Origin of the sequence: Thioclava sp. NG1 (genome assembly GCF_003122275.1) — a bacterium.
GTDB classification, from domain to species: domain Bacteria; phylum Pseudomonadota; class Alphaproteobacteria; order Rhodobacterales; family Rhodobacteraceae; genus Thioclava; species Thioclava nitratireducens.
On the sequence record NZ_QFBB01000004.1, the window covers coordinates 332775 to 347928 of the forward strand.

At 61.2% G+C, this 15154-nt stretch carries 13 protein-coding genes; 8 read left to right on the top strand and 5 right to left on the bottom strand.

Annotation, left to right across the window (positions count from 1 at the left end):
- Positions 1 to 16 precede the first annotated feature (16 nt).
- The 5 genes from mnmE to DEM26_RS09940 are packed head-to-tail and all read left to right on the top strand — an operon-like array spanning position 17 to position 5490.
- A complete protein-coding gene (mnmE, locus tag DEM26_RS09920; RefSeq protein WP_109172302.1) occupies positions 17 to 1300 on the top strand; it encodes a tRNA uridine-5-carboxymethylaminomethyl(34) synthesis GTPase MnmE in 1284 nt (427 codons plus the stop codon).
- Positions 1301 to 1312: 12 nt separating this feature from the next.
- The gene (gene mnmG, locus DEM26_RS09925) at positions 1313 to 3175 is read left to right on the top strand and encodes a tRNA uridine-5-carboxymethylaminomethyl(34) synthesis enzyme MnmG (RefSeq protein WP_109172364.1); all 1863 of its coding nucleotides are present in this window, start codon (positions 1313 to 1315) and stop codon (positions 3173 to 3175) included.
- Positions 3172 to 3801 (top strand): 16S rRNA (guanine(527)-N(7))-methyltransferase RsmG, encoded by a 630-nt coding sequence (gene rsmG, locus DEM26_RS09930; RefSeq protein ID WP_109172303.1) that lies wholly within the window; start codon positions 3172 to 3174, stop codon positions 3799 to 3801. The genes mnmG and rsmG overlap by 4 nt, the downstream gene beginning before the upstream one ends.
- Positions 3794 to 4606 carry a ParA family protein gene (locus tag DEM26_RS09935; protein ID WP_075776728.1) on the top strand — a complete coding sequence of 271 codons (813 nt, stop codon included), beginning with the start codon at positions 3794 to 3796 and terminating at the stop codon, positions 4604 to 4606. Before rsmG ends, DEM26_RS09935 begins: the two co-directional genes overlap by 8 nt.
- A gap of 2 nt (positions 4607 to 4608) precedes the next feature.
- Positions 4609 to 5490, top strand: a complete 882-nt coding sequence (locus DEM26_RS09940) for a ParB/RepB/Spo0J family partition protein (protein ID WP_075776727.1) — start codon at positions 4609 to 4611, stop codon at positions 5488 to 5490.
- On the opposite strand, the gene DEM26_RS09945 is transcribed toward DEM26_RS09940, so the two are convergent.
- The 4 genes from DEM26_RS09945 to rph are packed head-to-tail and all read right to left on the bottom strand — an operon-like array spanning position 5491 to position 8319.
- The gene (locus DEM26_RS09945; protein WP_075776726.1) at positions 5491 to 5844 is read right to left on the bottom strand and encodes a YbaN family protein; all 354 of its coding nucleotides are present in this window, start codon (positions 5842 to 5844) and stop codon (positions 5491 to 5493) included.
- A complete protein-coding gene (hemW, locus tag DEM26_RS09950; RefSeq protein ID WP_199224648.1) occupies positions 5844 to 7001 on the bottom strand; it encodes a radical SAM family heme chaperone HemW in 1158 nt (385 codons plus the stop codon). Before hemW ends, DEM26_RS09945 begins: the two co-directional genes overlap by 1 nt.
- Entirely contained in the window at positions 6998 to 7609 is a 612-nt protein-coding gene (rdgB, locus tag DEM26_RS09955; protein WP_109172304.1) for an RdgB/HAM1 family non-canonical purine NTP pyrophosphatase, read from the bottom strand. Before rdgB ends, hemW begins: the two co-directional genes overlap by 4 nt.
- Positions 7606 to 8319 (bottom strand): ribonuclease PH, encoded by a 714-nt coding sequence (rph, locus tag DEM26_RS09960; RefSeq protein WP_075776723.1) that lies wholly within the window; start codon positions 8317 to 8319, stop codon positions 7606 to 7608. Before rph ends, rdgB begins: the two co-directional genes overlap by 4 nt.
- Positions 8320 to 8437: 118 nt before the next feature.
- Between rph and hrcA the strand changes: the two genes are divergently transcribed.
- Together hrcA and DEM26_RS09970 are read left to right on the top strand one after the other, a co-directional pair.
- A complete protein-coding gene (hrcA, locus tag DEM26_RS09965; protein WP_075776722.1) occupies positions 8438 to 9499 on the top strand; it encodes a heat-inducible transcriptional repressor HrcA in 1062 nt (353 codons plus the stop codon).
- Positions 9500 to 9504: 5 nt separating this feature from the next.
- Positions 9505 to 10053, top strand: coding sequence for a nucleotide exchange factor GrpE (locus tag DEM26_RS09970; RefSeq protein WP_075776721.1), 549 nt, complete (start codon positions 9505 to 9507; stop codon positions 10051 to 10053).
- A 61-nt stretch (positions 10054 to 10114) separates the two neighbouring features.
- Here the strand turns inward: DEM26_RS09970 and mutS are convergent, their stop codons facing one another.
- A complete protein-coding gene (mutS, locus tag DEM26_RS09975) occupies positions 10115 to 12760 on the bottom strand; it encodes a DNA mismatch repair protein MutS (protein ID WP_109172305.1) in 2646 nt (881 codons plus the stop codon).
- Positions 12761 to 12879: 119 nt separating this feature from the next.
- On the opposite strand from mutS, the gene DEM26_RS09980 reads away from it, so the two are divergent.
- A complete protein-coding gene (locus DEM26_RS09980; RefSeq protein WP_109172306.1) occupies positions 12880 to 15147 on the top strand; it encodes an NADP-dependent malic enzyme in 2268 nt (755 codons plus the stop codon).
- Positions 15148 to 15154 lie beyond the last annotated feature (7 nt).

Genomic DNA, 15154 nt, shown 5'->3' on the forward strand with positions numbered 1-15154 from the left:
TCGGAAGAGGATTGCTATGGACACGATCTATGCTCTGGCCACGGCCCGCGGAAAAGCGGGCGTGGCCGTCATTCGTATTTCAGGACCGCAAGCTTGGTATGCGGCGCGGGAACTGGCGGGAACCTTGCCGGAACCGCGCATCGCCGGGCTGCGCAGGCTGCGGCTCGCGGGCGAGGAACTCGACGAGGCGGTGGTTCTGTGCTTTGAGAATGGGGCCAGCTTTACCGGCGAAGAGGTCGCGGAACTGCATATCCACGGGGCGATCGCGACGGTCTCGGCTGTCTTGCGTGCGCTTGGACGGATCGACGGGTTGCGGCTTGCGGAACCTGGTGAATTTACCCGGCGGGCGTTGGAGAACGAACGGCTCGATCTGGCACAGGTCGAAGGACTTTCCGATCTGATCGAGGCTGAGACAGAGGCGCAGCGCAAACAAGCGTTGAAGGTTTTGTCAGGCGCGGTTGGCGCTCTGGTCGAGGATTGGCGGGCGAAGTTGATCCGGGCGGGGGCGTTGATCGAAGCGACGATCGACTTCGCGGATGAGGAAGTTCCGGTCGATGTTTCGCCCGAGGTGTTGGAGCTGATCGACGCGGTCGCAGCCGGAATTCGCGATGAGTTACGCCGGATCGGTGCGGCGGAACGGATCCGCGAAGGGTTTGAGGTCGCGATTGTCGGGCGTCCGAATGCTGGGAAATCAACCTTACTCAACGCGCTCGCAGGGCGCGAAGCCGCGATCACCTCCGAATTCGCAGGCACGACGCGCGACGTCATCGAGGTGCGAATGGAGATCGGCGGGCAGGCGGTGACCTTGCTCGACACCGCTGGCCTGCGCGAAACCGACGATGTCGTGGAAGCGATCGGGGTGGAGCGGGCTCTGGAACGCGCCCGGCAATCCGACCTGCGCGTCTTCCTGCTCGACGGCGAAGAAGTACCTTTGATCGCGCCAGAACCGGGCGATCTGGTGGTGCATGGCAAATCGGATATCGCCGAGCATGACGGACTGAACGTGTCCGGGAAAACAGGAGCAGGTCTGGCAGAACTTATCTCCGCAATCGAAGAAAGGCTGTCCGGGCTTGGTGAGGGTGCCGGCGTGATGACGCGCGAGCGACACCGGGTTGCAATGCAACGTGCATTCGGGGCTTTGGAATCGGCGCGAGATGAGGTATTGCGCGGGTCCGACCGGAGCGAGCTGGCAGCGGAATCACTGCGCCAGGCGGCTTGGGCGCTGGAAGCGTTGCTCGGGCGGGTGGATGTCGAGAACCTGTTGGACGAAATTTTCTCGAGCTTCTGCATCGGAAAGTAAGGAGTGTTTCACGTGAAACATTACGACGTCATCGTGATCGGAGGCGGGCACGCCGGAACCGAGGCAGCCCACGCCGCCGCCCGGATGGGCGTGCAGGTGGCCTTGGTGACCCTGCGCGCTGATGCGATCGGGGTAATGTCGTGCAATCCCGCGATTGGTGGGCTTGGAAAAGGCCATTTGGTGCGCGAGATCGACGCGATGGATGGCGTTATGGGGCGGCTCGCCGATGCGGCGGGGATTCAATTTCGCCTTCTTAACCGACGTAAAGGGCCAGCGGTGCAGGGTCCCCGCGCTCAGGCGGATCGTAAACTCTACCGTGAGGCGGCTCAGAGGGTGACTGCGGCGCAATCCAATCTTGATGTGATCGAAGGGGAAGTGACCGACCTGAGCGTCAAAAGCGGTCGTGTGACCGGCGTGATGCTTGCAGATGGTGTAGCGCTTAGCTGTCATTCGGCGATCCTGACTTCGGGAACGTTTCTGAATGGCGTGATTCATATCGGTGATCAGCAGCGTCCAGGAGGTCGCATCGGGGATAGGCCGTCGCGTGCACTCGCAGAGCGGCTTTATGCGATGGAGCTGCCGATGGGCCGTCTGAAAACCGGTACGCCGCCGCGGCTGGATGGGAAGACGATCGCTTGGGAAAAATTGGAGAGCCAGCCGGGCGATGATCATCCGGTGATGTTTTCCTTCCTTAACCGATCGCCCGAAGTGCGGCAGATTTCCTGCGGGATCACCCATACGAATGGGCGGACTCACGACATCATCCGGGGCAATCTCGACCGCTCAGCAATGTATGGCGGGCATATTTCTGGGGTTGGCCCTCGCTATTGCCCGTCTATCGAAGACAAGGTCGTCCGTTTTGCCGACAAGGATTCGCATCAGATCTTTCTTGAACCGGAAGGGCTGGACGACAACACGGTCTATCCGAACGGAATTTCGACTTCGCTACCTGTCGATGTTCAGGAAGATTACGTCCATTCGATCTTCGGTCTGGAAAATGCGAAGATTCTGCAACCCGGTTACGCGATCGAATATGACTATGTCGATCCGCGGGCACTGGACGGCACGCTGCAGTTGCGCGCTGTGCCTGGCCTATATCTTGCGGGACAGATAAACGGAACCACAGGATATGAGGAAGCCGCCGCCCAAGGTTTGGTCGCGGGGTTGAATGCGGCGTCTTCCGCCAAGTCGGGCGAACCGGTGCAATTCAGCCGGACCTCAAGCTATATCGGCGTGATGATTGACGACCTGACCTCACGCGGCGTTACCGAACCTTACCGGATGTTTACCTCGCGCGCCGAATTCCGCCTGTCGCTGCGGGCTGATAACGCCGACCAACGTCTGACCGGGATGGGGATCGAGATTGGCTGCGTTGGCGAAGCGCGCCGTGCGCAGTTTGAAAAGAAGTCCGCCGAGCTTGCGGCTGGCGGCGAATTATTGCGGTCGATTTCGCTTACGCCGAAGGAAGCGAAGGAGAAGGGTTTCAAGGTTAACGAGGATGGGACTCGCCGGACGGCGTTCGATCTCTTGTCCTTCCCGGATATCACAATGCCCGCTTTGCAGGAGGCGCTTCCGGAACTGAAAAATCTTTCCGAAGATGTCGCGCGGCAATTGTCGATCGATGCGCTTTACGCGAATTACGTGGCGCGTCAGGAGGTCGACGCGGCCTCTCTCAAGCGCGATGAGGGCTGGGAAATCCCCGAAGATTTCAATTTCGATTCTTTGCAAGGGCTTTCGAACGAGCTGAAGGCGAAGCTTCAGCGCGCGATGCCCAAGACTTTAGGTCAGGCGGGGCGTATAGATGGAGTGACGCCGGCTGCGCTAACCTTGATCTTAGCGCGCCTGCGGCAGTCAAAGCGGGAACGCTCTGCATGACGACGCCCGAAGCCGAGGAGTTTGCGGAGCGATTCGATGTTTCACGTGAAACACTGGATAATCTCCTAGCCTACGAAGTTCTCCTTAAGAAATGGAACCCGGCGATCAACCTCGTAGCGAAATCGACCTTGGAGGATATGTGGTCGCGCCACTTCCTCGATTCGGCCCAAATATTTGCGATGGCGCCTGAAAATGCGCAGATATGGGCGGATTTTGGGGCAGGGGGAGGGTTTCCCGGCCTGGTGATCGCGGTTCTGTCAGCAGAAAGAGAGCCCGAGAGGCAAGTGGTTCTCGTCGAGTCGGATCTTCGCAAATCTGCTTTTCTGTCGACGGTCAGTCGCGAATTGTCGCTCAATACCCGCGTTATCGCGCAGAGAATCGAAGAAATCGCTCCGCTGGACGCGGACGTCGTTTCTGCCCGTGCTCTCGCTAGCCTGCCAAAATTGTTGGAATTCACCGCTCCACATCTGAAGCCGGACGGGACTGCTCTCTTTCCGAAAGGCGCACGCTGGCAGGAAGAACTTGCGCAGGCGCGGGAAAGCTGGTCCTTTGACCACGAGGCGATCGAAAGCCTCAGTGATCCAAACAGTGTTGTCCTGAAAATCCACGGAGCCGAGCGTGTCTGACCCAATTCGCGCAAACGAACCGAAAATTATTGCGATTGCGAACCAGAAGGGCGGCGTGGGCAAGACGACAACGGCGATCAACCTCGCTGCCGGGCTCGTTGAGGCCGGGCGGAAGGTGCTTCTTATCGACCTGGATCCGCAGGGGAACGCGTCGACGGGGCTCGGAATCGAACCTGATGACCGCGAACTGACGACCTACGATCTTCTGATCGAGGATGCGCCGGTTTCGTCAGTCTTGCACAAGACGGAAATCGACGGTCTTTACCTCTGTCCAGCGACAACGGACCTGTCCTCGGCCGATATGGAGCTCGTTTCGACCGAAAAGCGCAGCTTTCTTCTGCATGACGCGCTACGACATCCTGATGTCGATACCTATGGCTTCGACTATATATTGATCGACTGCCCGCCTAGCCTTAGCCTGCTGACCATCAACGCGATGGTCGCATCGCATTCGGTGCTGGTGCCGCTTCAGGCGGAATTCTTCGCGCTCGAAGGGCTTTCGCAGCTGATGCTGACGATCCGGGAGATCCGCCTCAGCGCAAATCGAAACCTGCGGATAGAAGGGATCGTTCTCACGATGTATGACGTGCGGAACAATCTCTCTCAGCAGGTGGAGGCGGATGCGCGCGCGACCTTGGGTGAGCTGGTTTTCCGTACGATGATTCCCCGGAACGTGCGGGTCTCCGAGGCGCCTTCCTACGCGATGCCGGTGCTCAACTATGACAGCAGCTCGCGCGGAGCGGTGGCCTATCGAAACCTGGCGAGCGAATTGATGTCGCGGCACGAATTGGCAAAGGCGGTGTGAGCATGGCGAAAGAACGCGAAAAGCGTGGATTGGGACGCGGTTTGTCGGCTTTGATGGCGGATGTCGATCTGAACCCGGCTGAGACGACGGCATCGCCGCGCCGGCCGGAGCAATATGTGCCGGTCGAGAAGATCGAGCCGAACCCGGACCAGCCGCGTCGCGATTTCGAGCCCGCCGCCCTGGAAGAACTGGCGGCGTCGATCCGCGAAAAAGGCGTGATTCAGCCGCTTATCGTGCGCAAACACCCGACGAAGCCGGATCATTATGAGATCGTGGCCGGTGAACGCCGGTGGCGCGCGTCGCAGATGGCCAAGCTGCACCAGCTTCCGGTCATCATTCGCGAGTTCAACGACACGGAAGTTCTTGAAGTCGCGATTATCGAAAACATTCAGCGCGCCGACCTCAACGCGTTGGAAGAAGCACTGGCCTACAAGCAATTGATGAGCCGCTTCGGCCACACACAAGAAAAGCTGGCCGAGGCGCTGTCGAAAAGCCGTAGTCATATCGCCAACCTGATGCGTCTGCTGCAACTTCCCGAAGAAGTGCAGGGTTACCTGCGTGAGGGGAAGCTCTCCGCTGGTCATGCGCGGGCGATGATTACCGCTGAGGATCCGGTCGGTCTGGCCCGGCAAGCCGTGGCAAAGACGCTGTCCGTGCGCGATGTCGAAAAGCTCGCCAAGAAGCAGCAGGGCGGGGAAGAGCGCAAGGCGCGTCCGAAGCCCCAGAAGGATGCCGATACGCGCGCGCTCGAGGGCGATCTTTCCGCGACGATCGGGATGAAGGTCGCGATCGATCACACGAGCAATGGAAGCGGTAAGATCACGATTTCCTACGGTGATCTGGAGGAGCTCGACCGTCTTTGCCAAATGCTCAGCAACGGCTGATCAGCTATTCGGGCGAGTCCAGATGAAAATCAGAACGCCGAGCAGCGTAATCCCCTGAATCGCCAAGATGCCGACTGGCAACCGGAAGGCTAACGACAGGCCAAAAGCCGCGAAAACAGACACTGTTGCCGCGATTTTTGCGCGTTTCGCGATAGCACGCCGTTCCTGCCAGTCGATGACCTGTGGCCCGAAACGCGGATGGGTGATGATCCAGTTGTGCAGGCGATCGGAGGACCGCGCGAAGCAGAACGTCGCTAGAAGCATCAGGGGAACGGTAGGGACAAGCGGCAGAAACAGCCCGATGATACCGATGGCGGTCGAGACGATGCCAAGCGTGAGCCAGACGATGCGCATCAGGGGATGAGGTCGCGAATGATGGCGTTCAGGACCGGGCGGCCTTGATCCGTCGCGCGCAGAAATCCGTTCTCTCTCTCGATCATGCCGATATCCTCAAGATGGCGCATCGTCGCCTCGTCGAGCGGTGAACGCGAGATCGTGTTGAACCGTTCCACCTCGAGCCCTTCGGAGAGGCGTAGCGCGAATAGAAGATACTCGATTGCCTGCTCTTCGCGGGGCAGGGCGGCGCGTTCATTCTCTCCGGCACCGGTCTTTTCCACCTGCGCAAGCCAGGCGCCGGGTTGTTTGAGCGTATCGGTGGCGTGACGGACACCATTTTCGGTCAGGCGCCCATGTGCGCCGGGACCGATGCCGATATAGTCCCCATAGCGCCAGTAAATCAGGTTATGTCGGCTCTCGGCGCCCGGACGGGCGTGGTTCGAGATTTCATAGGCGGGGAGGCCGTGCTTCTCGCAAATTTCCTGCGTCGCAAAATACATTTCGGCGGAGATATCGTCCTCCGGAATGCCTCGGAGCTTGCCTGCATCGTGCCGCGCACCGAACACGGTGCCGGGTTCAATGGTCAGCTGATAGAGGGAGAGGTGGTCGACTGCCATTCGCAGCGCCTCGTCCAGCTCTGACTTCCAATCTTCGATCGTCTGGTGCTGGCGCGCGTAGATCAGATCGAAGCTCACACGGTCGAATTGCTTGCGCGCAATGTCGAAGGCTTTCTGGCCTTCTGCGACCGAGTGCATCCGGCCCAAACGACGCAGATCTTCGTCATTCAGCGCCTGCATCCCCATCGAGACGCGGTTCACGCCAGCCTTGGAAAAGGCTCTAAACCGCCCGGATTCGACACTTGTGGGGTTTGCTTCGAGGGTAATCTCGAAATCGTTGCTAGTTTGCCAGTTTCTGCGAATGCGTTCGATGATCGCGGCGACGATCTCGGGGTCCATTAGCGATGGAGTGCCGCCGCCGAAGAAAACCGTGTTGAGGATCCGGCCTTCGGTCTGAGCGGCATAGCGGTCGAGTTCGCTGAGATAAGCAGAGAGCCATCGTTTTTGGTCGATGGCGGTCGCGACATGCGAATTGAAGTCGCAATAAGGGCATTTGGCGGCACAGAACGGCCAGTGAAGGTAGAGGCCGAACCCTCCGTGCCGCCAATCCTCGATCATTTCGCCTCGAATACCGTAACGAATTTGCGGAAAGCGTCCGCACGGTGCGAAATCTCGTTCTTCTGCGCGGGGTCCATCTCCGCGAAGGTGAGATCATAGCCATCGGGCTGGAACATCGGGTCGTAGCCATGGCCAAGCGCGCCGCGCATCGGCCAGACCAGTTGACCCTCGGCGCGGCCTTCGAACACTTCGTCATGCCCGTCGGGCCAGGCGAGAACCAGGGTCGAGCGGAACCGCGCAGTCCGTGGCGAGGGGGCCTCGATATCGTCGCAAGCCTTCCACGTCTTCTCCATCGCCATGGTGAAATCGCGACCGTTCGGGGTCGTCGCCCAATCGGCGGTATAAACGCCCGGCGCCCCGTCGAGACAGTCCACTTCAATCCCGGAATCGTCAGCCAAGGCGGGCAGGCCCGTCGCCTTGGAAGCGGCGTGCGCCTTGATCCGGGCATTGCCGACGAAGGTGCTCTCGGTCTCTTCCGGCTCGGGTAGGTTCATTTCCTTCGCGCCGACCACCTCGACGCCGAAAGGCGCGAGGATAGCTTTGATCTCCTCGAGCTTCCCAGCGTTATGGGTCGCGACCAGCAGCTTCTTCTCGGTGAAGCTCCTCATCCGATCGCCGCTTTCTGCGCTTCGACGAGCTTCGCCGCGCCTTCCTCGGCCAAATCGAGAAGCCGATCCATCTGCTCGCGCGAGAAGGTCGCGCCTTCGGCCGACATCTGCACTTCGATGAGCTTGCCGCGCCCGGTCATGATGAAATTCCCGTCGGTGCCCGCTTCGCTATCCTCGGCATAGTCGAGATCGGCCACCGGCTGGCCCGCATAAATGCCGCAGGACAAGGCTGCGACATGGTCGAGCAGCGGATCCGAGGTGCAGGCGCCCGATTTCATCAATTTGTTCGCTGCGAGACGCAGCGCGACCCAACCGCCGGTGATCGAGGCGCAACGCGTGCCGCCATCGGCCTGGATCACATCGCAATCGACGACGATCTGACGCTCGCCAAGCGCTGAACGATCTACACCAGCGCGTAGAGCGCGTCCGATAAGTCGTTGAATTTCAACGGTTCTTCCGCCTTGCTTGCCCGCCGCGGCCTCGCGACGGTTACGCGTGTTGGTCGCGCGCGGCAGCATGCCGTATTCTGCGGTTACCCAGCCAAGGCCGGAGCCTTTCAGGAAGGACGGGGCGCGATCCTCGATGGTGGCGGTGCACAGCACATGGGTGTCGCCCATTTTGATGAGGCATGACCCTTCTGCGTGTTTCGTAACCCCGGTCTCGATTGAAATCGGGCGAAGTTCGCTTAACTCTCTGCCGGAAGGGCGCATCGTGGGGTCCTTTCTACTGAATTCACCCCATTTGATCGCCCATGCGCAGCGATGCAACCCCCGAGCCGAGATTGACCTTCGGCTTCGCGCGGCTTTAAGTCAGCTTGGATGAAGCGCGATGAGTGACCAGAACGATATTCTCTCTGAACTGAACGACCGCTCCCGCGAAGTGTTTCGCCGGGTGGTCGAAGGCTATCTGACGACTGGCGGTCCCGTGGGCTCGCGCAGCCTGACCCGAGAGATGAACGAGAAGGTCTCGGCGGCGACGATCCGCAACGTTATGCAGGACCTCGAATATCTAGGGCTTCTGGACAGCCCGCATGTCTCTGCGGGGCGCGTTCCGACCCAGATGGGTCTGCGGTTGTTCGTCGACGGGGTGATGGAAGTGAGCCACCTCGGGGACGAGGACCGCGCGGCGCTCGATGCAACGATGGGCGCGAATTCAGGCGATGTAGGGTCTTTGTTGGACCGAGTGTCGAGCGCGCTTTCGGGAATGACGCAGGGCGCGAGCCTCGTTCTCACGCCCAAACACGAGGCCCCGATCCGCCATATCGAATTCGTTTCGTTGGCGCCCGACCGTGCACTGGTCGTGCTCGTCTTCGCGGATGGGCAGGTAGAGAACCGCGTCTTCACGCCGCCGCTCGGACAGACGCCTTCGTCGATGCGGGAGGCCGCCAATTTCCTCAACGCGATGGCGGAGGGAAGAACCCTGTCCGAGCTGCGGGGCCACATCGCCCGCCAGATTGCAAATCACCGTAACGAAATCGATTCGCTCGCGACTGAACTGATCGACAGCGGTCTGGCCGCTTGGGAGAACAAGGGCGAGCGCTACGAACGGCTGATCGTGCGTGGTCGCGCCAACCTCTTGGGTTCTGAAGACGACCTCGACCGCATCCGCTCGCTATTCGACGATCTCGAGCGGAAGCGCGACATCGCCGAATTCCTCGATCTGGCCGAGGATGGCGAAGGTGTGCGTATTTTTATTGGCTCAGAGAACAAACTTTTCTCTCTTTCGGGTTCCTCTTTGGTTGTCTCTCCATATATGAACGCTGACCGAAAGATCATTGGTGCGGTGGGCGTGATTGGGCCGACCCGGCTCAACTACGGGCGCATCGTGCCGATCGTGGACTACACAGCGCAACTGGTCGGGCGGATGATCTCCGGCCAGGGCAAAGGATGAATGGCATGAGCGAGAAAAAAGACGAGATTGCCGAGGATCAGGCGCATATCGACGAGAGTTTTGAAGACGTGATGTCTTATGAAGCCGACGAGCTCGAGGCGTTGCGTGCGGAGCGCGACGATTATCGCGACCGTTTCATGCGTGCGCTGGCAGATGCCGAGAACGCACGCAAACGGGCCGACAAAGAGCGTCAGGAAGCCTCGAATTACGGCGGGACGCGTCTTGCGCGCGACATGCTGCCGGTGTTCGACGCGCTGTCGCGTGCGCTCGAGGCCGCGAACGAGGACGTGCGTTCGCAGGCCGGGCCGTTCCTCGAAGGGGTCGAACTGACCCAGCGCGAATTGCTCAACGTGTTTGCTCGTCACGGCATCACCACCGTTGCGCCTGAAGTCGGCGAGAAGTTCGACCCGCAGATGCATGAAGCGATGTTCGAAGCGCCCGCGCCCGGCACCAAGGCAGGCGACATCATCCAGGTCATGGAGAACGGCTTCATGATCCACGACCGGCTTCTGCGGCCGGCGAAAGTGGGCGTCAGCTCCACTCCGAAATCCTGATCGGTAAGGCTGGGGGCACTGCCCCCAGACCCCCGGGATATTTCCATCAAGAAGAGGAAGACTACTCCGTGAGAAGCGCGCGAAGCTCGTAGAGGGCGTCGAGCGCGTCTTTCGGTGTCATGTCGTCCGGAATGAGCGATTTCAGGCGTTCCTCCAGCGGAGACGGACCGGTTGGCGGGGCGGCGGGTTGCGGTGTGTTAGACACTGAAAATAGCGGCAGATCGTCGATCACCGCCTGTTTCTTGCCACCGCCTTCGCGTTCGCCCTTCTCCAGCGCATCGAGCACGATCCGCGCGCGTTCCACGACGGAATGCGGAAGCCCGGCGAGCCGTGCGACCTGAACGCCATAGGAGCGGTCGGCGGCGCCTTTGCGAACCTCGTGCAGGAAGATCACTTCGCCTTCCCATTCCTTCACCGCGACAGTCGCATTTTCGACGCCGTCTAGCTTGGCCGACAGCGCGGTCATCTCGTGGTAATGGGTCGCGAAGAGGGCTCGACAGCGGTTGGACGCGTGCAGATGCTCCATGACTGCCCAGGCGATCGAGAGCCCGTCATAGGTTGCCGTTCCGCGGCCGATTTCGTCGAGGATCACCAGAGCGCGGTCATCGGCCTGATTGAGGATCGCGGCGGTTTCCACCATCTCGACCATGAAGGTCGACCGGCCCCGCGCCAGATCGTCCGCCGCGCCGACGCGGCTGAAGAGTTGTGACACAAGACCGATATGGGCGGATTTCGCCGGAACGAAGCTGCCTGCCTGTGCGAGAAGCGCGATCAGGGCGTTCTGGCGCAGGAAGGTCGATTTACCGGCCATGTTCGGACCGGTGAGCAGCCAGATCGCGGGGGTCGCGCCTTTGGTCAGTTCGCAGTCATTCGCGATGAACGGCTCGCCGGATTTCTTGAGCGAGGCTTCGACGACCGGATGCCGCCCGCCTTCAATCTCGAAAGCGTGGCTGTCATCGACTGTGGGTTCTGCCCAGTCTTCGTTGCGCGCGAGCGTCGCGAAAGCGCTGGCGAGGTCGATTTCGGCAAGTGCGCGCGAGGCCTCGTTGATCGGACCCGCGCGGTCGAGAATTGCTTGTCTCAGGCTGGAATAGAGCCTTTTTTCGATCTCCAGCGCATGGTTTCCGGCGTTCAGAATGCGGGTCTCGATCTCGCTCAGTTCGACCGTCGTGAAGCGCACCTGGTTCGCAGTGGTCTGACGGTGGATGAAGCGCTCCGACAGCGGCGGGGCAAGCATCTTCTCGGCATGGGTGGCGGTGGTTTCGATGAAGTAGCCCAGCACGTTGTTGTGCTTGATCTTGAGCGAATTGATCCCCGTGGCCTCGATATATTCCGCCTGCATTTTCGCGATCACGCCACGGCCCTCGTCGCGCAGCTGGCGCGTCTGATCGAGATCTTCGTCGTAGCCTGCCGCAATGAAGCCGCCGTCGCGCGCAAGAAGCGGGGGCTCCGCGATGAGCGCCGCATCCAGAAGGGCGGTGAGGTCGTCATGGCCCATCAGTGCCTTGGTGGCCTCGGCGAGCAGTGGCGGGGCCTCGACGGCGGAAACCGCTTCGGCGATCCGCTCGGCCTGCGCCAACCCGTTGCGGATCGCGGCCATGTCGCGCGGGCCGCCGCGGTCGAGGGCGAGGCGCGAAAGCGCTCGATCCATATCGGGGCAGCGCTTCAGATCGGCGCGGATATCTTCGGAAAATCGACCCTGTTCCAGCAAAAAACGCACGGAATCGTGCCGCGCGTGGATTTCGGTCAGACTCCGAGAGGGGGCGGAGATCCGGCGTTCCAGAAGCCGCGCGCCGCCTGCCGTAACGGTGCGGTCGATGGCATTCAGGAGCGAGCCGTCGCGCCCGCCCGAAAGTGCCTGCGTCAATTCCAGATTGCGGCGCGTCGCGGCGTCGATCTGCATCGCTGCGCCGCTGTCTTCATGCACGGGACGGCGCAGCAGGGGCAGTTTCCCTTTCTGCGTGATCTCGAGGTAATCGACAATCGCCCCCATCGCGGCCATCTCGGCGCGGGTGAAACTGCCGAACGCATCGAGCGAGCCGATGGAATAGAGCGACAGAAGCCGCGTCTCCGCCGCCTGACTGTCGAAGCTCGCCCGCGACAAGGGCGTCATTGCGGCTCGCATATCAGAGACTATTTCGGCGCAATCGGCCTCTTTCGCCTCACTGACCAGCACTTCACGCGGCGCAAGCCGGGCAAGCTCGGGGCCTAGCCGCGACAGCGGGCAGGGCGTCACGCGGAACTCGCCGGTAGAGATATCGACCCACGCAATCGCGGCTTCGTCGCGCACCTCGGCCCAAGCAGCGAGGAAGTTGTGGCGGCGCGCCTCCAGCAAGCTTTCCTCGGTAAGCGTACCGGGCGTGACCAGCCGCACCACATCGCGTTTCACGACGGATTTCGACCCGCGCTTCTTAGCTTCGGCAGGGTCTTCCATCTGCTCGGCGATCGCCACGCGGAAGCCTTTTCGGATCAGCGTCAGCAAATAGCCCTCGGCCGCGTGCACGGGGACGCCGCACATCGCGATATCCTCGCCCATGTGCTGACCACGCTTGGTCAGTGCGATGTCGAGCGCGGCCGCGGCATCGACCGCGTCCTGAAAGAACATCTCGTAGAAATCACCCATCCGATAGAACAGGAGTGCGCCCGGATTGGCCTCCTTGATCCCCAGATACTGTTCCATCATCGGTGTGACGGTCGGCTTGGCCATGTGCCCCCCATTTGCTGGTCGCGCGACCCTACAAAACCCCGGATTCGGGCGCAATTCCGTTGAGTGACGGATCACGGGACGTTAAACCGGTTCGGACCTGCAGGAGGAGCACCGGCCCAATGCCCAGCAAGAACCGTATCACGCCCGAAGAGGCGTTGGCCTATCACCTCGACCCGCATCCGGGGAAATACGACATCACGGCGTCGAAGCCCATGACGTCGCAGCGCGATCTGTCGCTGGCCTACAGCCCCGGCGTTGCCGTGCCGGTGGAAGCGATCGCGGAGAACCCCGAGCTCGCCTACGACTACACCGTGAAGGGGAACATGGTCGCGGTGATCTCGAACGGCTCGGCCATTCTGGGGCTTGGCAATCTCGGCGCGCTCGCCTCGAAACCGGTGATGGAGGGCAAGGCGGTTCTCTTCAAGCGCTTCGCCGATGTGAACGCGATCGATATCGAGCTCGATACCGAGGATGCCGAAGAGATCATCAACGCAGTGAAGCTGATGGGGCCGACCTTCGGTGGGATCAACCTCGAGGATATCAAGGCACCGGAATGTTTCATCATCGAGCAGCGGCTCAAGGAGTTGATGGACATCCCGGTGTTTCACGACGATCAGCACGGTACGGCGGTGATCTGTGCGGCGGGTCTGATTAACGCGCTGGAGCTGTCGGGCAAGAAGATCGAGGACTGCAAGATCGTGCTGAACGGCGCGGGGGCTGCGGGCATCGCCTGTCTGGAACTCGTGAAGGCGATGGGCGCGAAGCACGACAACTGCATCATGTGCGACACCAAGGGCGTGATCTATCAGGGCCGCACCGAGGGCATGAACCAGTGGAAATCGGCCCATGCGGCGGTGACCGATGCCCGCACGCTGGAAGAGGCGATGAAGGATGCCGACGTGTTTCTCGGGGTGTCGGCCAAGGGGGCTGTGACGCCCGAGATGGTTCAGTCGATGGCCGACAACCCGGTTATCTTCGCGATGGCGAACCCGGACCCGGAAATTACTCCGGAAGAGGCGCAATCGGTGCGTCCCGATGCGATCGTGGCGACGGGGCGGTCGGACTATCCGAACCAGGTGAACAACGTCCTCGGCTTTCCGTACCTGTTCCGTGGCGCACTCGACATTCACGCCCGTGCGATCAATGACGAGATGAAGATCGCCTGCGCGAACGCCCTGGCGGAGCTGGCGCGCGAAGACGTGCCCGACGAGGTCGCGATGGCCTATGGGCGCAAGCTGAGCTTCGGGCGCGATTACATCATTCCGACGCCCTTCGATCCGCGGCTGATCCACGTGGTCCCGCCGGCGGTCGCGAAAGCCGGGATGGATACCGGCGTGGCGCGCCGTCCGATCATCGACATGGAAGGCTATGCCCAAAGCCTGAAGGCGCGGATGGACCCGACCGCCTCGATCCTGCAGGGCATCCACAGCCGCGCGCGTCAGGCGCAGGCGAAGATGATCTTCGCCGAGGGCGATGACGAGCGGGTGCTGCGCGCTGCCGTGGCCTATCAGCGCTCCGGCATGGGCGAGGCGCTGGTCGTGGGCCGCGAGCAGGACGTGAAGGAAAAGCTGGAAGCGGCAGGTCTGGGCGATGCCTATCGCGAGCTGCGCGTAGTGAATGCGGCCAATTCCAAGCATACTGAGACCTACAAGGATTTCCTCTACAAACGCCTGCAGCGGCAGGGCATCGACCGGCAGGACGCGCATAAAATGGCGACGCGTGACCGGCATGTCTTCGCGGCGCTGATGCTGGTCCATGGCCATGGCGACGGGATGGTGACCGGGGCGACGCGCAAATCGGCGCATGTGCTGGAACTGATCAACAAGGTGATCGACGCGCGGCCTTCGGATGGCGCGGTCGGGATCACCGCCGTGCTGAACAAAGGCCGCGTCGTGCTGATCGGCGATACACTGGTGCATGAATGGCCCGACGAGCACGATCTGGCGGATATCGCGACGGCGGGGGCGCATGTGGCGCGCGGGCTCGGGCTCGAACCCCGCGTGGCGTTCTGCTCCTTTTCGACCTTCGGCTACCCGGTTTCGGAGCGCGCCACGAAGATGCATGTCGCACCGAAAATCCTCGACCAGCGCGGCGTGGATTTCGAATACGATGGCGAGATGACCGTCGATGTGGCGCTCAACATGGAGCAGATGAAGAACTATCCGTTCTGCCGTCTAACCGGCCCAGCCAATATCCTCGTCGTGCCCGCGCGGCATTCGGCGTCGATCTCGGTTAAGCTGATGCAGGAAATGGCGGGCGCGACCGTGATCGGACCCATCCTGACCGGCACGAGCCATGCCGTGCAGCTCTGTTCCACGAGCGCGACGGTGAACGATATCCTGAACATGGCGGCGCTCACCGCGTGCAAGCTCTGCCTGAAGGAATGATTTGAAA